Annotated in this window: 18 protein-coding genes; 12 read left to right on the forward strand and 6 right to left on the reverse strand. The window is 68.8% G+C overall.

Features of this window, described 5'->3' with window-relative positions; genetic code table 11:
• The first annotated feature begins 30 nt into the window (after nucleotides 1–30).
• Nucleotides 31–615, forward strand: coding sequence for a sigma-70 family RNA polymerase sigma factor (locus tag ACWDTS_RS10720; protein WP_450118148.1), 585 nt, complete (start codon nucleotides 31–33; stop codon nucleotides 613–615).
• Here the strand turns inward: ACWDTS_RS10720 and ACWDTS_RS10725 are convergent.
• On the reverse strand, nucleotides 569–1,756 hold the full coding sequence (locus ACWDTS_RS10725) for an AAA family ATPase (RefSeq protein ID WP_450118149.1): 1,188 nt from the start codon (nucleotides 1,754–1,756) through the stop codon (nucleotides 569–571). The genes ACWDTS_RS10720 and ACWDTS_RS10725 overlap by 47 nt on opposite strands.
• Nucleotides 1,757–1,976: 220 nt before the next feature.
• Here ACWDTS_RS10725 and ACWDTS_RS10730 point away from each other — a divergent pair, with 220 nt between their 5' ends.
• The 3 genes from ACWDTS_RS10730 (at nucleotide 1,977) to aztD (ending at nucleotide 4,633) form a co-directional block, all read left to right on the forward strand.
• Entirely contained in the window at nucleotides 1,977–3,215 is a 1,239-nt protein-coding gene (locus ACWDTS_RS10730; protein ID WP_450108766.1) for a cation:proton antiporter domain-containing protein, read from the forward strand.
• On the forward strand, nucleotides 3,212–3,340 hold the full coding sequence (locus ACWDTS_RS10735; protein WP_269437552.1) for a hypothetical protein: 129 nt from the start codon (nucleotides 3,212–3,214) through the stop codon (nucleotides 3,338–3,340). Before ACWDTS_RS10730 ends, ACWDTS_RS10735 begins: the two co-directional genes overlap by 4 nt.
• Before the next feature lie 63 nt (nucleotides 3,341–3,403).
• Entirely contained in the window at nucleotides 3,404–4,633 is a 1,230-nt protein-coding gene (gene aztD, locus ACWDTS_RS10740; RefSeq protein ID WP_450118150.1) for a zinc metallochaperone AztD, read from the forward strand.
• Here aztD and ACWDTS_RS10745 read toward each other — a convergent pair whose 3' ends face one another.
• Entirely contained in the window at nucleotides 4,634–6,103 is a 1,470-nt protein-coding gene (locus tag ACWDTS_RS10745; protein ID WP_420749062.1) for a DUF4185 domain-containing protein, read from the reverse strand.
• Nucleotides 6,104–6,360: 257 nt separating this feature from the next.
• Here ACWDTS_RS10745 and otsB point away from each other — a divergent pair, with 257 nt between their 5' ends.
• The 4 genes from otsB (at nucleotide 6,361) to ACWDTS_RS10765 (ending at nucleotide 11,814) form a co-directional block, all read left to right on the forward strand.
• Nucleotides 6,361–7,170 carry a trehalose-phosphatase gene (otsB, locus tag ACWDTS_RS10750; protein WP_450118151.1) on the forward strand — a complete coding sequence of 270 codons (810 nt, stop codon included), beginning with the start codon at nucleotides 6,361–6,363 and terminating at the stop codon, nucleotides 7,168–7,170.
• A gap of 38 nt (nucleotides 7,171–7,208) precedes the next feature.
• Entirely contained in the window at nucleotides 7,209–9,659 is a 2,451-nt protein-coding gene (locus ACWDTS_RS10755; protein WP_450118152.1) for a glycoside hydrolase family 65 protein, read from the forward strand.
• On the forward strand, nucleotides 9,656–10,459 hold the full coding sequence (locus tag ACWDTS_RS10760; RefSeq protein WP_450118153.1) for an HAD family hydrolase: 804 nt from the start codon (nucleotides 9,656–9,658) through the stop codon (nucleotides 10,457–10,459). Before ACWDTS_RS10755 ends, ACWDTS_RS10760 begins: the two co-directional genes overlap by 4 nt.
• Before the next feature lie 128 nt (nucleotides 10,460–10,587).
• Nucleotides 10,588–11,814: a glycosyltransferase family 87 protein gene (locus tag ACWDTS_RS10765; RefSeq protein WP_450108760.1), complete on the forward strand. Its 1,227-nt coding sequence runs from the start codon at nucleotides 10,588–10,590 to the stop codon at nucleotides 11,812–11,814.
• On the opposite strand, the gene ACWDTS_RS10770 is transcribed toward ACWDTS_RS10765, so the two are convergent.
• Nucleotides 11,784–12,113, reverse strand: a complete 330-nt coding sequence (locus tag ACWDTS_RS10770; RefSeq protein WP_450108759.1) for a branched-chain amino acid transporter permease — start codon at nucleotides 12,111–12,113, stop codon at nucleotides 11,784–11,786. The two genes, ACWDTS_RS10765 and ACWDTS_RS10770, sit on opposite strands and share 31 nt — an antisense overlap.
• Nucleotides 12,106–12,798: an AzlC family ABC transporter permease gene (locus tag ACWDTS_RS10775; protein ID WP_450108758.1), complete on the reverse strand. Its 693-nt coding sequence runs from the start codon at nucleotides 12,796–12,798 to the stop codon at nucleotides 12,106–12,108. Before ACWDTS_RS10775 ends, ACWDTS_RS10770 begins: the two co-directional genes overlap by 8 nt.
• Nucleotides 12,799–13,007: 209 nt before the next feature.
• Between ACWDTS_RS10775 and ACWDTS_RS10780 the strand changes: the two genes are divergently transcribed.
• A complete protein-coding gene (locus ACWDTS_RS10780) occupies nucleotides 13,008–13,748 on the forward strand; it encodes a M50 family metallopeptidase (protein WP_450118154.1) in 741 nt (246 codons plus the stop codon).
• A 49-nt stretch (nucleotides 13,749–13,797) separates the two neighbouring features.
• Here the strand turns inward: ACWDTS_RS10780 and ACWDTS_RS10785 are convergent, their stop codons facing one another.
• Complete coding sequence (locus tag ACWDTS_RS10785) at nucleotides 13,798–14,442, reverse strand: cyclase family protein (protein WP_450108756.1); 645 nt, start codon at nucleotides 14,440–14,442, stop codon at nucleotides 13,798–13,800.
• A gap of 145 nt (nucleotides 14,443–14,587) precedes the next feature.
• Here ACWDTS_RS10785 and ACWDTS_RS10790 point away from each other — a divergent pair, with 145 nt between their 5' ends.
• Together ACWDTS_RS10790 and ACWDTS_RS10795 are read left to right on the forward strand one after the other, a co-directional pair.
• Nucleotides 14,588–15,727 carry an acyl-CoA dehydrogenase family protein gene (locus tag ACWDTS_RS10790; RefSeq protein ID WP_450108755.1) on the forward strand — a complete coding sequence of 380 codons (1,140 nt, stop codon included), beginning with the start codon at nucleotides 14,588–14,590 and terminating at the stop codon, nucleotides 15,725–15,727.
• A 68-nt stretch (nucleotides 15,728–15,795) separates the two neighbouring features.
• Nucleotides 15,796–17,070 carry an acyl-CoA dehydrogenase family protein gene (locus ACWDTS_RS10795; protein ID WP_450118155.1) on the forward strand — a complete coding sequence of 425 codons (1,275 nt, stop codon included), beginning with the start codon at nucleotides 15,796–15,798 and terminating at the stop codon, nucleotides 17,068–17,070.
• Here ACWDTS_RS10795 and ACWDTS_RS10800 read toward each other — a convergent pair whose 3' ends face one another.
• The gene (locus ACWDTS_RS10800; RefSeq protein WP_450108753.1) at nucleotides 17,071–18,483 is read right to left on the reverse strand and encodes an FUSC family protein; all 1,413 of its coding nucleotides are present in this window, start codon (nucleotides 18,481–18,483) and stop codon (nucleotides 17,071–17,073) included.
• Nucleotides 18,484–18,554: 71 nt separating this feature from the next.
• Here ACWDTS_RS10800 and ACWDTS_RS10805 point away from each other — a divergent pair, with 71 nt between their 5' ends.
• The gene (locus ACWDTS_RS10805) at nucleotides 18,555–19,070 is read left to right on the forward strand and encodes a MarR family winged helix-turn-helix transcriptional regulator (protein ID WP_197251106.1); all 516 of its coding nucleotides are present in this window, start codon (nucleotides 18,555–18,557) and stop codon (nucleotides 19,068–19,070) included.
• Nucleotides 19,071–19,077 lie beyond the last annotated feature (7 nt).

Consider the following 19,077-nt stretch of genomic DNA (forward strand, 5'->3'; position numbering starts at 1 on the left):
TGTCGAATTCCCGCACCGAGAGGAACCACCGTGACCGATACCGAAACCGAAGCCCTGCTCCGCAATTGGGTTCCGCGGGCCGTCGCGGGTGAACCGCACGCCGTGGGTGTGGTGGTGCGCTCGGTCCATCCCCACGTGATGCGGTTCTGCGACGCACGGATGGACGCGCACACCCGCGCCCACACCCCGGTCGAGGATCTCGTCCAGGAGGTGTGCCTCGCGCTGACCCGCGCGCTCCCCCGTTACCGCGACCAGGGAACCTCGGTGCTGCGCTTCGCTTTCGGTATCGCCACCCGGAAGATCGCCGACGCCCGCCGCGGGGCGGCCCGTTCCGTGCCACACGTGCACGAGGTGACGGTCCCCGGCCCCGAGGAAGCCGTACTCGACGAGGAGTTGATCACCGCCGCGCAGCAGCTCATGACGACGCTCCCCGAACAGCAGCAGCTCGTGCTGAAATTGCGGGTCATGCAGGGCTACAGCACCGAACGCACCGCTGCGATGCTCGGCACCACACCGGGCGCGGTCCGCATCGCCCAGCACCGGGCGCTGAATCGTATTCGGGCGCAGCTCAATCGGATTGAGCGCGCAGATACCGTCCGAAGTGCGGGACGGTGAACCCGATGAAGCCCCGCTCGGCGGAGTAGATCAGCCCCTTTTTGATGAGCCCGTCCCTCGCCGGGGACAGCGACGCCGGTTTCCGCCCGAGCTCCGCTGCGATCTTCGACGTGGCGACGGGCCCGTCGTCGCCGGACAGGTCGGCCATCGCACGCATGTATTCCCGTTCGGCGGGCGTCGCGCGTTCGTACCGGGATCCGAAGAACCCGACGGCGAGTTCCTCCTCGGCCGCCGGCGCGGCGACCCGCACGTCGTCCGCGGTGATCGGACTCGCCGCTGCCACGTCCCACGTCGCCTTGCCGTAGGCCTGCACGAAGTACGGGTATCCGTCGGCTGTTTCGTAGAGGGCATCGAGCGCGTCCTGCGTGAATTCCACGTCCTCGCGCGCGGCGGGGGCGATGAGCGCGAGGTCGGCGGCGGAACGGTCCAAGCGGTCGATGCGGTGATAGGTGAACAGCCGCTCCGAGTAGCTCTTCGACGCGGACAGCACCGCCGGTAGGTGTGGCAGGCCCGCGCCGACGACGATGAGCGGTGCCGCGTCCTGGCTCAGTTCGTGGCAGGCCCCGCAGATCGCCGACACGTCGGCTGCTCCGAGGTCCTGCATCTCGTCGATGAACAGCGCGATGCCCACGCCGACGTCGCGGGCAAGACCGGACGCGTCGACGAGCAGTTCCACCAGGTCGATCTCGATGTCACCGGAATCCGCGCGACCCTTGACGGCGGGCGCGTCGATCCCCGGTTGCCAGCGTTCCCGCATGCCCTTGTCCGCGGTGGCGCGCAGCGCGAACGACTTGAGGACGCCGAGGAAGTAGTCGACCGACTCGCGGTCCGGATGAGCCGCCGCGATCTCCCGCACCGCCATGTGCAGCGCCGAGGACAGCGGTCGCCGCAGGTCCTGGTCGGGGCGCGCTTCGATCTTGCCGGTGCCCCAACTGCGGGCGATCGCGGCCGAGCGCAGCTGGTTGAGCAGCACGGTCTTGCCGACGCCGCGCAGCCCGGTGAGCACGACGCTCCGTTCCGGACGGCCCCGCGCGATGCGTTCGAGCACCACTTCGAACGCCGAGAGCTGCTTGTCGCGGCCGGCGAGTTCGGGCGGGCGCTGTCCCGCGCCCGGGGCATACGGGTTGCGGACCGGGTCCATCGGTCGATGGTAACGACAGGCCTGCGCGATTCCGCGTTCATCCGAACGGTGATTTGCGGCGGTTCCGGATCGGACGTCGGCCGCGGGTCGGCCGGGTCCGCGGGAAGCCACGAAGTGCCGTCGTCTCCGGCCCGGCCGGTGAACAATAGGGTCCTCCGAAACACACCGGACCGGCACTCCGGTCGGCGCGCCGATGACAGGGTGTAAGGGGGTGGCCGCGATGACCTGGGCATTGCCCGCGATCGCCGTAGTCCTGCTCGGTTTCGCGGCGATCTCCCGGCGTGTGGAGGGCACGCCGATCACCGCTCCGATCGTCTTCACCGTCAGCGGGCTGCTGCTCGGCGTCGAGGCGGCCGGTGCGGTCGACGTGCACGTCACCGCCGAGATCGTCAAATTACTGGCCGAGGTGACCTTGGCGCTGGTGCTGTTCTCCGACGCCGCTCGCGTCGACCTCCCCGAACTCCGCACCGAGATCTCCTTGCCCGCGCGACTTCTCGGGATCGGACTGCCGCTGACCATCGCCGCGGGATTCGGTGCCGCCGCGATCGCGCTTCCCGGCCTCTCGTGGCCCGAGGCGATGCTCCTCGCGGTGATCCTCGCCCCCACCGACGCCGCGCTCGGCCAGGCCGTGGTCACCCTGCCCGTGCTGCCGACACGGATACGGCAGGGATTGAACGTGGAGAGCGGGCTCAACGACGGTATCTGCGTGCCGTTGTTCCTGATCGTGCTCGCGATCGCGCAGGCCGAAGCGGGCACGATCGGCGGTGGTGCGGCCGCCCGTCTGGTTGCCGAACAGATCGGGTACGGGATCGTCGCCGGGGCCGCAGCGGGTGCACTCGCCGCCGCGATCCTGGTGACCGCCGGCCGACGACACACCCTCGATCCGCTGTGGGCTCACACCGTGCCGGTGACCGCGGCCCTGCTCGCCTACACCGCTGCCGTGCCGCTGGGCGGGTCCGGGTTCATCGCCGCGTTCGTCGGCGGACTGACCTTCGGCACACTCCGGCGCCGCGCCGACCTCGACGACGGAAACGCCGGGCGCATGATCGACGAGGCCGGTGACCTGTTCAGCGCGGTCACATTCATCGTCTTCGGGGCCGTGCTGCTCGGCCCGGCACTCGGTCACCTCTCGTGGACTGTGCTCGGATACGCGGTTGCGAGCCTGACGGTGGTGCGGATGATCCCCGTCGCACTGTCCCTGATCGGCACGCACCCGCGGGCGCCGACCGTTGCGTTCCTCGGCTGGTTCGGGCCTCGCGGCCTGGCCACCATCGTCTTCGTCATCCTCATCGTCGAGGAACCGGGTGAGTTGCCCCACGAGGAACTACTTCTGACCACCGCGGTGATCACGATCGCGCTCTCGGTCCTGGCGCACGGGCTCACCGCCGCTCCCCTCGCCGCCCGCTATGCCGCGTGGTTCCAGGACCACCCACGCCCGGAGAATCGGGTTTCGCGGTGAAGCCCGATCACCGCTCGATTCGGGTGCGCAGCAGCTTCGCCTCCACACCCCGCAGCCCGGTCGCCTATCCCGTCCTGCCCGGCGTCCCCGGCCTGACCCCGACCGACGCCGGAGAACCCGACTGACAATGCACGCATACGCATACTCGACTTTGACATTCGTTTCCATTAACGCGTAGATCTGTGCTCATGAAACCACTCCCCCGATCCGTCGTCGCCACGCTGTCCGCGGGTCTCGCCCTCGCCCTGCTCGCGGGATGCTCGTCGACCGACACAGACAGCTCGGCGAACCAACCCTCCGAGACCACCGCATCGGACGGCCCCGCCGAGACCGCCTCGGCGCAGCCGCGATTGGCCCTCACCTACGACGGCGGCATCCTCGTCGTCGACGCCACCAACCTCGACGTCGTCGCAGATCTTCCGGTCGACGGATTCAATCGTCTCAACGCCGCGGGCGACGGGCGCCACGTGCTCGTCACGACGTCCGGTGGCTTCCGGGCACTGGACACCGGCAGTTGGTCCGAGGCACACGGCGACCACGCACATCACTACGTCGGCGATCCAGCGTGGGCCACAGCGGAATTCGCGGCCGACAAACCTGGACACGTCGTCACCCACGCCGGCCGCACCGCGCTGTTCGACGACGGCACCGGCCGCATCGACCTGTTCGACCCGGCCGAACTCGCCGACGGCACCCCCGACGTCGAAACGGTCGCGCTGCCCGAGGCGCATCACGGTGTCGCGGTGCCCCTGGCCGACGGCGGTCTCCTCGTCACGCTCGGAAACAGCGACTCCCGCAACGGGATTGCCGTCCTCGACGCTACCGGCGCCGAGGTCACCCGCAACGAACAGTGCCCGGGTGTCCACGGGGAAGCGACCACCCGCGACGCGGTCGTCGCCGGCTGCGAGGACGGCATGCTCGTCTACCGGGACGGAACCGCCACCAAGGTCGCCGCGCCCGATCCGTATGCGCGTCTCGGCAACCAGGCCGGATCGGCGAACTCCGACGTCGTGCTCGCCGACTACAAGACCGACCCCGACGCCGAACTCGAACGCCCCGAACGCATTGCGCTGGTGAACACGGTCACCTCGGAACTGCGGCTGGTCGACCTCGGCACCAGCTACACCTTCCGGTCGCTCGGTCGCGGACCGGACGGAGAGGCACTGGTGCTCGGCACGGACGGCAATCTGCACGTCGTCGACGAACACACCGGAGAGCTGATCCGGAAGATCGCCGTCGTCGATCCGTGGACCGAACCGGACGAGTGGCAACAGCCGCGGCCCGCGCTGAAGGTGCTGGACGGAACCGCCTACGTCACCGACCCCGCCGACGACGAACTGCACGCCGTCGACCTCACAACGGGCGCGATCACCACCGGCACCCTGCCGCGAACGCCCAACGAGATCAGCGGAACCTGATCACCGCTCGATGCGGGTGCGCAGCAGGAAGGTGTTGTAGTCGGACCAGGTCGAGAGCATGAAGTACACGTCCTCGTCGGTCGACCACGGGTGGAGGAACCCGCCGTACAGCTCGACGTGTTCCTCCACCCCGACGAGGCGGGCGCTCTCCGACCACGCCCCCTGCGGGGTGTCCGACTCGCGCAGCACGATCGCGGCCTTCGCCGTGTCCAGATACGCCATCTGCCATCGGCCCGCGGCCGCGTCGTATCGCACGGACAACTCCGCGGCCGGTCCGTGCACGATCGGCGTGGCCGCGGTGTAACCGCCTACGTGCGTCCAGTTTCCGTTGTTCCAGTACTGGTAGGCGTCGGGCTCGAGCACCCGGTCCTCGGGAACCCGGGCCAGCGCCACCGATCCGAGCCGTGTGTTCGGGGTTCCGAAGAGATACACGTAGCCTTCGGCGGGCACCGCCGCCGCCACCTGAAAGTTGGTCACCCCGAAGATGTTGTCCCACTGGGCATGTGGGTCCTTCGTCCAGGTAGAACCGCCGTCGTCGGAGTAGGCGATGCCGCCGTGGTTGGTCCACCAGGTGGCGGGGATGCTGTTCCAGGTGCGGATCGACATGTAGGTCAGGTACTGGCGCGATCCGACCGCGAAGCCCGAGGTGGGAATCACGGTGATCTCGACGTTGTCGAGTTTGCGGCTGTTCAGGATCTCGGCCGCGTGACAGCGCGAGTCCTGCACCATCGAATCGAACGTCATGCCGTCGGCGAGGTCGCGGTCGGTGCTGAACGCGAGGACGTTGCTGCGCCAGTCCTCGCCCTGCCCGCCCGGCGGATGGAAACCCTTGCCGACCGTGTCGCCGAATGCGACGGCGATCTTTCCCGGCTCCGACTCCCACATGACGCCGAGATCGGTGCCGTACACCTGCCAGCGCTTGTCGGTCCGGTTGATCGAACCGGCGCCGGTCTCCTTGGCAACGGTGGTGACGTCCACGACGTTCGGCACCGGAGGCGCCGGAACCTGTGGGGCGGGTTCGATCGGCGCGATCTCACCGCCGGGTTCGGGTGCGGGCGGCTCCGGCTCGGGTCCGGGCACGGGCAGGCCGAAGTAGAACGGCGTCGGTTTCAGCCCGATGCGGGGCAGCAACGGCGGGGTCCGCTCGGGCTCGTCGGTCAGGTCCGGGCACGGATCGGTGCACGGGTCCACCGGAAGCGGGTCCGGTTGGATGCGCACCGGCTCCGGTTCCGGCGCCGGATAGGGAACGGTCGTGATCACCGGGTACGGCACGGGGATGTCCAGGTCGGACGGCACCAGCGACTCGTGTTTCCAGGTGTCGGTCGCGCACGGTCCGGTCCCCGGTAGCCCGTCCGGTTCGTCCGCCGAGGCGACGGGCAGTCCGGTCGCGACGACGACGGCCGCCAGCACCACCGCCAGCGGCAGCCCGCGCCGATTCTGTCCCGACCACCCGTCCACCGCCCGCTTCACGGACGAGATCGTGACACAGACGCCGGGCCTCTGCAGCGCAGGGGTCCGGCCGCCCCGCGCGTGGCGGGACGGACACCGCACGCCTCGGCGGCACACTCGCGCATTCGGATATCTATCGATCTCTAGGCACTACGGTAGATATCCGAATACTGCGGTGTCTCGGCAATCCTCGCCGCCGAGAGTCACGGCGCTGCCCCGCGGGTCCGTGCGACGATGAAGGCCGGGTCACCGCGACAGGACCCCTGGAGGTGCTCAGAATGCAGGACACGACCGTGCGCGATGTTCCCCCGGCGCTCGGGAACCCCGAGCTCGCCCGTCGGCTGGCCGGACGCCGCCCGGCAGTGTTCCTCGACTACGACGGCGTTCTCAGCCCGATCGTGGAGCGACCCGAGGATGCGGTGATGTCCGAGCGCATGCGCACCGTCGTCCGCGACCTCGCCGGCCGCGTTCCGGTGTGTGTCGTCACCGGCCGTGACCGCACCGTCGCACAGCAGTTGATGGGCATCGACGACCTCACGATCGCGGGCAGTCACGGTTTCGACATCTGGACGCCGACCCGGGGCGCGCTGTCCGACGCGTACGTCGCGCAGTACACCGACCTCGTCGCGGAGGTCACGACGCGGCTCCGCGACGAGACCCGCGGCATCCCCGGTGCCCACGTCGAACCCAAACGCGCATCGGTTGCCCTGCACTATCGCCAGGTCGACCCCGCCGACCGACACCGCATCTCGGCAACGGTGCAGACCGTGATGGACGCCTACTCCGGCAAATTGAAGCTCACGCCCGGCAAGATGGTGTACGAACTCGGGCCCAACGTCGACTGGAACAAGGGCAAGGCGGTGCTCTATCTCATCGACGTGCTCGGTCTCGACAGCGACGACATCGTGCCGCTCTACCTCGGCGACGACATCACCGACGAGTACGCATTCCAGGCATTGCGCGACCGTGGGATCGGCATCCTCGTCGGCGATCCCGACGACCCGGAAGTGGCGAATCGAACCACGGCGGCCCGCTACGCGCTGGCGTCCGTCGACGACGTGGAACGTTTCCTGGCGACCCTGACCTGACACAGCTGTAGGTCGTGTGATTCGGGAGGTGAAACACAGTGCAATCTCCGGATTTCGGACTGGACTACGATCGGTTCGACAGTGCCGCAGAGGGTTTGCGTGAGGCCCTGACATCCACGGGCAACGGATACTTCTGCACGCGCGGCACCGCCGAGTGGGAGGACATGAGTCCCGTCCACTATCCCGGAACATACGTCCACGGCATCTACAACCGCGAGACCACGATCATGGGAGGTCGACCGGTCCTCAACGAGGACCTCGTCAACGTGTCGAACTGGCTGATTCTCAAGCTTCGCATCGAAGGCGAGGACGCGATCCGGCTCGACAACATCGACCTGCTGGGATACCGCCACACCTACGACATCCGCTCGGCGACCGTGATGCGGGAGATGACCTTCCGGGACCACTGCGGACGGGAGACGACGCTGCGGAGCCGCCGGTTCGTCAGCATGGCCGACAGCCACCAGGCCGCGATCGAATGGACCGTCACACCCGAGAACTGGTCAGGGCGAGTGGAAGTGGTCTCGGCCCTCGACGGTCGCGTCACCAACCGCGTCGTCGCCCGCTACCGGCAGCTCGAGGGCCGGCATCTGGATCCGGTCTCGCCGCGCACGTTCAGCGACGAGACCATCGCTCTGCGGGTGCAGACGCGGCAGTCCGACATCTACGTGGCCGAGGCGGCGCGCACCCGGGTCTTCCTGGGAGACAGCGAGGAACCGAGCGAAGTCGAACGCGACCTCTACCAGATGGAGGACTACATCCAGCAGGTACTCAGCTTCGACGTCGAGCGCCGGAAGCCGGTGCGGATCGAGAAGATGGTGTCGCTGTTCACCTCTCGGGACAACGCCATCACCGAACCACTGGCCGCGGCCGGCCGGCACGTGCTGCGGTATCCGGATTTCGCCACCGCATACGCCGAGCACTGGGCGGCATGGGACGAACTGTGGGACATCTGCGATGTCCAGTTGCCCAGCGAACCCCGCGCGCATCTCCTGCTGGGCTTGCACGTCGCGCACCTGCTGCAGGTCTGCTCGCGGCACACCGCACGGCACGACGCCGGGGTCCCGGCCCGCGGATTGAACGGTGAAGCGTACCGGGGCCACGTCTTCTGGGACGAGATGTACGTCTACCCGTTCCTCAATCTCCGGATGCCGGAGGTGACACGAAGCCTGATCCTGTACCGGTATCGTCGTCTCACCGAAGCACGTTGGGCCGCACAGGATGCCGGATTCCAGGGTGCGATGTTCCCGTGGCAGAGCGGCAGCGACGGTACCGAGGAAACCCAGGAAGTGCATCTCAATCCCCTTTCGGGACAGTGGGATCCGGATCACAGTCGCAACCAGCGGCACATCAACGCGGCGATCTTCTACAACGTGTGGCGCTTCCATCAGGTCACCGACGACGCCGAGTTCCTCGCCGACTACGGCGCCGAAATCATGCTCGAGATCGCCCGTTTCTGGGCGTCGATCGCGCACTGGAACCCGGAGCGGGAACGGTACGAGATCCACGGCGTGATGGGACCGGACGAGTTCCACGAACACTACCCCGGCTCGACGGAGCCGGGGCTCCGCAACAACGCGTACACGAACGTCATGGTGGCGTGGGTGATGGCGACGGTCCCGTCCGTCCTCGAGTCGCTGTCCACGATCCGGCGGAACGCGCTGCTGGCCCGGCTCGCCGTGACCGACGAGGAACTGAGCCTGTGGGACGACATGAGCCGCAAGATGTTCGTGCCGTTCCACATGGGAGTGATCAGCCAGTTCGAGGGATACGACGAACTGGAGGAACTCGACTGGGAGCAGTACCGCGCCACCTACCCCGACATCGGGCGCCTCGATCGGATCCTGCGCGCCGAGGGCGAAGATCCCAATCGGTTCAAGATGGCGAAGCAGGCGGACACCGTCATGCTGTTCTACCTGTTCGACTACGAGGAACTCGAACCGGTCTTCGCGCGGCTCGGCTACCCGTTCGATCGGGATCTCGCCGAACGCACCATCGAATACTACGACGAAAGAACCTCGCACGGTTCGACACTCAGCCACGTGACGTTCGCGTCCGTGCTCGCCGACCTCGACCCGCCCGGCTCCTGGAATCGTTTCGTGCTGGCGCTCGAGAGCGACGTCAGCGACCTCCAGGGCGGCACCACCAAGGAAGGCATCCACATGGGGGTGATGTCCGGGACGCTCGACGTGCTGCAACGCACCTATGTGGGAACCCGCGTCGAAAACGGTGTCCTCGTGTTCCGGCCGCGGCTCGTCGACCGACTCGACGGCGTGTCCTTCTCGATCCGGTTCCGCGGCACACCGTTGCGGGTGCGCATCTCCGGAGGAGAACTGACCGTGCTCGCGCAGGCCGTGGGCTTCCACGTCCCGATCCGGGTGGCCCTCGACGGACAGGAACACGAACTCGGTCCGGGCGACAGCTGTGTGTTCACCCTCCCCGCGCAGCGGTCGTCGAGCGCCCGGCAACCGCGCGGGGTGCGATCGTGACCCCGGCGGCGACGCCTCCGCCGTCAGGAAGCACCGGTTTCGCCGGCGCCATATTCGACGTCGACGGAGTCCTCGTCGACTCCCCCCACGAGGCGGCGTGGCGACGAGCCCTGCACGAACTGATGGTCGGTGAATGGTCCGGCATCCGGGACACGACGACGTGGTCGCCGGAGGCCTTCACCCCGCAGGTCTATCAGCAGGTGCTGTCGGGGAAGCCGCGCCTGAGCGGCGCGCGCGAGGCGCTCGAGTACTTCCGCGTCCCGGACGCCGCCGAACGCACCGCGACCTACGCGGAACGCAAGCAGCAACTGCTGGTGCGCCTGATCGACGAGCGCGCGTTCGAGGCGTACCCGGACGCGGTGCGGTTCGTCCTGGCCGTGCGCGCCGCGGGTATCCCCGTCGCCGCGGCGTCGTCGTCGAAGAACGCCGACCGGTTCCTGCGCGGCATCTCGCTGGCCGAGTTCGAGGGTGTCCCGGACGCGGCGGCCGGCTTCACCCTTCTCGACGTCTTCGACGCGAATCTGTCCGGCCGGGACTTCGCCCGCGGCAAGCCGGATCCGGAGATATTCCTCACCGCCGCAGGCGAATTGGGTGTTTTGCCCGAATCGTGTTTCGTCGTCGAGGACGCGGTCAGCGGAATTCTGGCCGCGAAAGCCGGCGACATGGCGGCGCTCGGCGTCGCCCGGTCCGGCGACGCGGACGCCCTGGTGGCGGCGCACGCCGACCTGGTGGTGACCTCGCTGGACGACGTCGATCGAACCCGGTTGCTGCACGGGGAACTCGCCACCCGCAGTCGATGACGGCAACGCAACGGAGCAGTCGACGGTAATCTTGCTGCCACGTCGCAATGACAACGATTGTGTAACGTGGCTCGAGTTCACATGCCGTACCGGTCTCATGCCGTCTCGAACCCAGGGGGTGCACGCTCGTGCTGTCGTCCGAAATCCGAATACGGCCCGTGCAGTCGGCACTCGTCGCGCTGGGCCTGATCCTCTCGGCGATCGTCGTGACGAGGTACCTGCAGGATTCGCTCACCGAGTACCTGATGGACCTGGACGTGTTCCGCGATGCCGGTGAAGCGTTCCTGCGCCACACTCCGCTGTACACGGAGGGCTTCCACACCAGCTCGGGTTTCCGGTTCATCTATCCGCCGTTCGCGGCGGCCCTGTTCGCGGTGTTGCCGCTCGTGGGCAGCACCACCATGCAGTTCCTGTGGACGCTGGGCCTGATCGCGCTGGTCTGGTGGGTGCTGAAGGTCGCGTTCGAACGCATGAACGTCGACCGCGCGCCCCTGCTCGCCACTGCCGCGCTCGGACTGACACTGTGCCTCGAGCCGATCCGGTCGAACTTCGCATTCGGCCAGATCAACATCGTGCTCATGGCGCTGGTCGTCGCCGACTGCCTCGGTGTCATCCCCCGCCGATTCCGCGGGGTCGGTATCGCGATCGCCGCGGCCATCAAGATCACGCCTGCGGCGTTCGGCCTGCTGCTGTTGCTGCGCCGAGACCTCCCGTCGGTGGCCCGCGCGGCCGGTGGGTTCATCGCGCTCGCCGCGTTCGGCTACTGGCTGCGGCCCGAGTCGTCGGTCTATTTCTGGACCCACGAGGCGTGGGCGACCGATCGTGCCGGCGACCAGGAATTCTTCCGGAATCAGGCGCTGACGGGCCTGATCGCCCGGTTCGACTTCTCCGAGACGGTCACCAAGGGCCTGTGGCTGGCCGGAGCCCTCGTCATCGTCGCCGCGGCCGCGTGGGCTGCCAATCGTTTCCTGCGGTCGGACGAGCCGGTGATCGCGCTCGGGGTGATCGCGCTCGCGACGCTGCTCGCCGCCCCCATCGCCGTCACCCACCACTGGGCGTACAGCGTGCTGCTCGTCGCGATCCCGATCGCGCCGCAGTACCGCCGCTGGTGGCCGGTCCTGCTGCCCGCCGCGCTCGTGTTCCTCGTCGGACCGAACTACCTGCTCATCGACGCGTCGTCGCACGGCTGGGTCGAGCAGGCCGTCCTCGAGTTGCTGGGCAACGCCCAGTGCCTGACCGGGATCGCGCTGCTGGTCGCCGCCGTGATCGCCGCCCGGTCGCGCCGCGGAGCCGACACCTCCGCCACGCCCGCCGAGGAGACCGCTCAGCTCCAGAGCGCGCCTGCCGCCACATAGGCGACGGTGCCGGCCACGGTGCTCAGCGCCGGACTGTGCCGCCACAGATGGACCGCGACGGTCACGCCGAGCCCGATCACCGCGGGCAGCCACGTCGTCGCACCGGTGTCCCGCAGCGTGTACATCACCAGGATCAACATCACTCCGGCCGGCATCGTCGCGCCGAGGAACTTGACCACCGCCGAATCACGCAGGAACGCGAGCGCCGCGAACGGCGCCGCGCGCAGGCCGACGGTGACCGCGAACATCACGAACAGCGACGCCAGCACGTAGCCGGCGCCGGGCACCGAGTCAGGCATGGGACACCCGATTGCGGTAGACGAATCGGACGAGCAGCGCCAGCACGAACAACCCGAGCGCGACGGGAAGCATGACGTCCTTGGCGATCACCAGCGCCACCAGACCGCAGACCAGCGCAATCGCGGGCGCGGGCAGGTCGCGATTGATGCGGAATGCGTCGATCGCGAGCACCGCGCACAGCGCGGTGAGCGCGAACTCCAGTCCCGACAGGCCCGCAGGAAGGGCCGCTCCGATCAGCGCGCCGACCGTGCCCGAGGCCACCCACACCACCTGACAGAGCACCTGCACGCTGAGGACGCGGGCACCGGTCAGCTCGTCGCGGGGTTTCGGGGCGACGATCGCGTACGACTCGTCGGTGAGGGCGTACACGCTGTAGATCCGCCCGGCGCGGCTGCGGATCACCCGCAGCGGGAAGCTCAGGCCGTAGAACACGTGCCGGAAGTTGATCAGCAGCGTCGCCACCGCGAGCGACGCGAACGGGGTGACCGCGCCGATCAGCCCGACCGCGAGGAACTCCATCGACCCGGCGTAGATGACGGTGGAGAAGATCGGCGCCCACCACCAGTCGAAACCACCCTGGGTCAGCACGACCCCGAACGCCAGACCCAGCGGGATCAGCCCGAGACCGACGGCCCAGGAGTCGGCGATACCGGCGCGGATCTGGGCGGAGCGACGGTCGGACACGCGATCCAATCTATCGGGGGTCGCCGATTCGCCACGCGTCCCCGGCGGCGGTCGATTTGCCGGTCCCCGGCGGCGGTCGATTTGCCGGTCCCCGGCGGCGGTCGATTTGCCGGTCCCCGGCGGCGGTCGATCTGCCGGTCCCCGGCGGCGGTCGCGTGGCAGGGCCCGCCGTACGATGACTCGTTCAGTTCTCCGACGGAAGGTGCCCCGTGTCCTCGACCCTCGCCTCGATCCCGGACGCACTGGGGTCGGCGTGGGACGCGGTGTCCGCGGTCAGCGAGCCGGCCCCGCCCGCCCTGATCGTCACGACCGCCGTGATCGCACTCGTGCTCGTCACCGTGCGGCCGTTGTGGCTCGCGACGCGGCACCTGATCACCCAGGCCCACGAAGGGTCGCACGCGCTCGTGGCCCGCCTGGTCGGGAGACGGCTGTCCGGGATCCGGCTGCACAGCGACACCTCCGGGGTGACCGTCTCGTCGGGCAATCCACGGGGTCCGGGCATGATCGCGACCGCGTTCGCGGGCTACGTCGGCCCGGCCGCGCTCGGCTTCCTCGCGGCGACGCTGCTGACGCTCGATCGTCCGGCCGCCGTGCTGTGGTCGGTGCTGGCCGCGCTGGCGTTGCTGATCCTGCTGATCCGCAATCTGTTCGGCTTCCTGTCGGTTCTCGCCGTGGGCGCAGCCATCGGGGCGGCGGCCTACTACGGGGATCCGGTCATCCGCTACACGGCGGCGTATCTGCTGACGTGGGTGTTGCTGTTCGGCGCGACCCGCCCGGTCGTCGAGTTGGCCCGCACCCATCGGCGCGGGGGCGGCGGGGGTTCGGACGCCGATCAACTGCGGTGGCTCACGCACCTCCCGGCGGCCCTGTGGATCCTGGTGTTCGGGCTGGTCACTGCCGGGACCGCGGCGTACGGGACCGCGCGGATCGTGCTGACGCAACTGCTGTGAGCCGTGTGCCTTTGTGGCGGTCAGGGCCGCCAATAGGGCACACCGGGCGCTAGGCCACCTCCATTGCGACCGCCCGGACCGGGGCACCGTCGCCGTCACGCAAGCGGATCGGCAGGATGCTGATCAGCGGGTCAGGGAAGTCGATGCGTTCGAGTCCGCACAGGTTCTCGCAGATGACGCCGCCGGCATCGGCGATGAGCCAGTGCGCAGGGAACTCGCTCGCGCCGGTGGCATCGAGGCTCGGTGCGTCGATGCCGATCGTGCGCACGCCCCGGCCGAGGAGTGCCCGGCACGCGTCGGCCGCCAGGTAGGGGTGGGCGAAGTACTCATCGGTGCCGTAGTGCGCGTCCCAGCCGGTGTGCAGGAGCACGATGTCGCCGGGTCCGCACGGTACGTCGCCGAGCAGGTCCGCGGTGATGGCGGCACGCGCGGCCAGGCCGCGCACGTCGACGACGACACCGCGCCCGACGAACAGTTCCGGGGCGAGGCGGTCGACGGGTTCCCCGGCCGCGCGCATGTGCCGCGGGGCGTCGACGTGGGTGCCGGTCTGTGACCCCATGTCGATACGCAGCAGGTTGTAGCCGTCCTCGCCGAGGGTGGCGTGCGGGGTGAGGGTCGGCGCGGGATCGCCCGGATAGACCTGGGTGTCCGCGGAGACCAGGCGGCTCAGGTCGACGATCCGGCGTACGCGCACCCGGCGATCGTATCCCCCGCCGGCGGCGCCCTATCAGCTCGCGACCACCGCATCAAGAGTGCCATTTTCAATACTTGCAAGTATTGTTCTCTACTGCGAGAGCACGATGTTCGTACCGGCACGCGACAGCAGGGGACGAAGACACATGTTGTGGGAACCGACTCCCGACCAGGAGTTCTTTCGAGACACCACCGCCCGGTTCCTTCAGGACCAGGCGCCACCGGCGGAACTGCGCCGCCTCCGTGACGACCCGGCCGGTTTCGACTCCGGCTACTGGCGCCGCGGAGCCGAACTGGGCTGGACGAGCCTGCTCGTCGCCGAGGAACACGGCGGCGGCTCGCTCAGCGGCGCGGGCCTGGTCGACCTCACCTTCGTCGCCCACGAATTCGGCCGGCAGGCCGCCCCCGGCCCACTGACCCCGAGCAATCTGGTGGCCGCGGCGCTGAGCACCCACTACACGGACGCGCACGACAAACCGCTCGCCGCACTGATCGCCGGAACGTCGACCGCCGCGTGGTGCGTCGACGAACCGCGACCCGGAAGCCGTGCCGGCGCGACTCCGGTCGAGATCCGGGTCGAGGGCGACGAGGTCGTCGTGCGCGGGACGAAACGTCCCGTCGAAGCCGCACCCACCGCAGACTTCCTGCTGGTAGCCGGCCGCACCGGCGACGGCCTGTCCCAGGTCCTCGTCCCGGCCGGTACCCCGGGTGTCCGGGTCACTCCCCTGCGTTCGATCGACGTGACCCGCCGCTACGCGGCCGTCGAGTTCGACGAGGTGCGCCTGCCGGTCACGGCACTGGTCGGATCCGCGGGCGGTGCGGCGTCCGACGTCGAGCACCTGCGACGGCTCGCGATCGTGATCGGTTGCGCCGAATCGGTCGGCGCCCTCCAATCGGTGTTCGATCTGACCGTCGAATGGGCCTTCGACCGTTACTCGTTCGGCCGGTCGCTCGCCTCGTACCAGGCGCTCAAACACCGGTTCGCGGACATGAAGACGTGGCTCGAGGCGTTCCACGCCCTGGCCGACGACGCCGCCGCCGCGGTCGCGGCAGGAGCACCCGATGCCGCGGAATCGACCAGTGCCGCAAAGGCATACATCGGTGAATACGGTGGTCTGATGATCCAGGACTGCGTGCAGTTGCACGGCGGAATCGGTGTCACCTACGAACACGACCTGCACCTGTTCATGCGGCGGGCCGCCGCGAACCGGTCGAGTCACGGTAGCCCCGCCGAACACCGACAGCTCGTCGCCGACATCGCTCTGCAGCAGGAGGCCGCACAGTGACTCCGTCACCCGACAACGCAGTGACTCCGTCACCCGAGAACACAGTGACTCCGTCACCCGAGAACACAGTGACTCCGTCACCCGAGAACACCGAGACCCTCGACGAATTCCGCGATCGCGCCCGCACCTGGATCCGCGCGAACCTGCGCCCCGCCGATCCCAAAGCCCACATCGGCGTCCTGCGCGCCGAGGGCACGGACGAGGAGGAACTCGCCGCGGTCGCCCGCGAACGCGAGCTGCAGCGCATGCTCTTCGACGCCGGGCTCGCCGGGATCTGCTTCCCCCGGGAGTACGGCGGTCAGGGGCTGACCCGCGCGCATCAGCGAGTACTCGACGAGGAACTGGCCGGATTCGAATATCCGGCCCGGCTGCAGTCACCGACGTTCGTTCCTTGTGCCGCAGTGCTTCTCGAATGCGGCACCGAGGAGCAGAAGCGGCGTCACATTCCCGCCATTCTCAAGGGCGAGGAGATCTGGATGCAGTTCCTGTCCGAGCCGAGCGGCGGTTCGGATGTCGCGAGTGCCGTGACCACGGCCGTGCGCGACGGCGAGGACTGGATTCTCAACGGATCGAAGATCTGGACCACCGGAGCCTGGTGGTCGGACTGGGCCCTGTGCCTGGCCCGCACCAACTGGGACGTTCCCAAGCACCGCGGTCTCACCGTCTTCATGTTGCCGCTGAAACGCGAGGGCATCGAGGTTCACCGCATCGAAATGCTCAGTGGTTCGAAGGAATTCTGCCAGGAATACCTGACCGACGTGCGGGTGCCGGACAGCGACCGCGTCGGCGAGGTCGACGACGGCTGGAGCGTCGGCACGCGCTGGATGTTCCACGAGCGGATGCAGTCGAGTTCGCAGTTCGCCACCCGGCCGCCGGGCAGTTCCCGCGGCGGGTCGCGGATTTCGGAACTCGTCTCGGTCGCCCGCGACGCCGGCCGCCTGGACGACCCGATCGCCCGCGACCTCGTCGGCGAGGCCCACACCCTGGAACTGGCGAAGGAGGCGCTGCAGCGGCGGATCGGCCGGGGCATCGCGACCGGCAAGATCTCCGACCAGGCGGCCGGGATCGTCCGGTTGATGGCCGGGACCGTCGCGACCCGGCTCACCACGATCATGTACGAGTTCACCGATGCCGGCGGTGCCGCGTGGGACGACGACGAAGGCGCTGTCGCGGAGGTCGGACACGACTATCTGATGCAGCAGGTCTGGTGCATCGCCGGCGGCACCACCGAGATGGCTCGGAACACCATCAGCGAACGCGTGCTGGGCATGCCCCGCGAGCGCACCCACGATCCGAACATCGCGTTCCGCGACATCCCGAAGGGCCGGTCCTCGGCCCGGTAGTCAGGACCGGGCGGGCAGATGGTGGTGGTCGCCGCGCGCGATGGTGAGCGCGGCGACCACCACACCGACGACGACGCCGATGAGTGTGTCCCCGATGCGGCTGAGCGCGATGTCCGGTCCGATCGGCTCGCCGAGGCCGATCACCAGCAACGCCATTGCGGTGACCGCGATCGACGTGAGCGCGTAGTTCCGGGTTGCGTACAGTTCCGCCACCGTCTGCAGCGCGACGATCACGACGACGAGCGGCCAGTATCCGAGCGCGGCGGCGATCAGGATCGCGGCCAACAGGGCACCTGCGACGTTCCCGAGCAGTCGCTGGATCCCGCGCTGCACGGTCTGCCGGTAGTTGGCGCCCTGCAGGGCGGCCATCGCGCCCATCGTCGCCCACAGCGGATGCTGCAGTCCTGCGGCCAGCGCGATCCAGCCTGCGAGCAACGACGCGAGCATCACCCGCCCGGCACCGATCACGATCGCGCGGTCGTGCAGATCCCGGACGCCGGTCCGCAGGAAACCTTCGGGCCGGTCGGGCGGTGCGGCGTCGGCCGCATCGACGCGTGGGATCTCGATGTCGCGGCGCACCTTTCGCAGCTCGGATTCGAATCGCGCGAAGTCGTCGCGGCGTGCACGGACCGTGTCGTGCGAACCACCGTCGACGACCGCTTCGGCGGCGTCCAGCAGCGCAAGCAGTTCATGGGTGTGCGGGTGACGGGGCCCGAGGGCGACGACCTCACGCGCTTTCGCGATCGCCGCGCGTGCCGGCGCTACCGCGGACTCGCCGGAGTTCTCCAGCACGGACACCGCGGCGAGCGCGCGGGCGACGGCGACGCGGGCGGGACCGTGCGGGTGGTACAGCGCCGGTGCCATGACGATCACCCAGCCGATCACGGCGCCGGTCGCGGCGGCGGCCACGGCCACGCCGATGTCCGCGGCGGTGTCGGCGAATCCGGCGGCTCCGGCCGCGGCGAAGATGAGGATGACCGCGCCCGGGCCGATGATGCGGAACGCCGCGAGCAGCCAGAACGCAACCCCGGCGGCGACGGCGAGCAGCGCGATCTCCGCCCACATCAGAATTCCCGCAGCGCCGACGGCGGCGCCGAGCGCCACATAGGCGGCGACCGCGGCTCCGGCGCATCCGGACTTGGCGGCGAGCCGCCGATACGGTTCGTGGCGCCCGAACGCCGAGGACAGGGCTCCGAGCGCCGCGAATCCCGCGAGGTGCGTCTGACCGAGCAGACCACCGCCGATCAGGACGACGAGAATCGCCAACCCGACGCGCACCGCCGGGGCGACGACCGCGTCGGCACTCCGCACGTCGAGCGATCGACGCCAGGCGTCGGCGGACAACGAGTGCGCGAGTGCGCCGCCGGTGTGACGCAGACGGCTGTAGGTCGGGTCGACGGTCGAAGGAAGCACCGGGCCAGTCTAATACTTCACAGATGAAATAACTATGAATCGGTTGTGAAACGGATCGCTACACTGGATACATGCCCGACGCACCCACACCCCCGGACGACTTCGTCGATCGAGTGAGACGCGCGTGGTCCGAGGTGTATCCGGACCTGAACACCCGGCCCATCGACATCATCGGCCGCATCATCCGGATCAGCTCGCTGGCACTGAACCATCTCGATCACGAACTGATCGGAAGTGGTGTCACCCGAACGGAATTCGAGGTGCTGTGTGCACTGGCGCGCAGCCCGCACCCGCTGCGCGCCAGCGAGGTCACCTCCGTCACCGGGATCTCGGGGGCCTCCACCACCAAACACACCGACCGGCTCGTCGGGCTCGGACTGGTCGAACGCAAACGGCTCGAACGCGACGGCCGCGTCGTGCTGCTCGAGCTCACCGACGCCGGGCGGCGCGTCGTCGAAACCGAATACCCGCGCCGGGTCACCCGCGAGATGCGCATGCTCGACGGGCTCTCCGACGACGAACTCGACACCCTCACCGACCTGTTGCGCCGGGTCGTGTTCAACGTCGAGCAACAGACCCGCCCGTGACGACGGA

Source organism: Rhodococcus sp. NPDC003383, from assembly GCF_053589115.1.

Bases quoted from the DNA above. Each gene is read 5' to 3' on its own strand.
- ACWDTS_RS10725 (WP_450118149.1), bottom strand. From the start codon at position 1,756: ATGGACCCGGTCCGCAACCCGTATGCCCCGGGCGCGGGACAGCGCCCG.
- ACWDTS_RS10730 (WP_450108766.1), top strand. From the start codon at position 1,977: ATGACCTGGGCATTGCCCGCGATCGCCGTAGTCCTGCTCGGTTTCGCG.
- aztD (WP_450118150.1), top strand. From the start codon at position 3,404: ATGAAACCACTCCCCCGATCCGTCGTCGCCACGCTGTCCGCGGGTCTC.
- otsB (WP_450118151.1), top strand. From the start codon at position 6,361: ATGCAGGACACGACCGTGCGCGATGTTCCCCCGGCGCTCGGGAACCCC.
- ACWDTS_RS10770 (WP_450108759.1), bottom strand. From the start codon at position 12,113: ATGCCTGACTCGGTGCCCGGCGCCGGCTACGTGCTGGCGTCGCTGTTC.
- ACWDTS_RS10790 (WP_450108755.1), top strand. From the start codon at position 14,588: ATGTTGTGGGAACCGACTCCCGACCAGGAGTTCTTTCGAGACACCACC.
- ACWDTS_RS10805 (WP_197251106.1), top strand. From the start codon at position 18,555: ATGCCCGACGCACCCACACCCCCGGACGACTTCGTCGATCGAGTGAGA.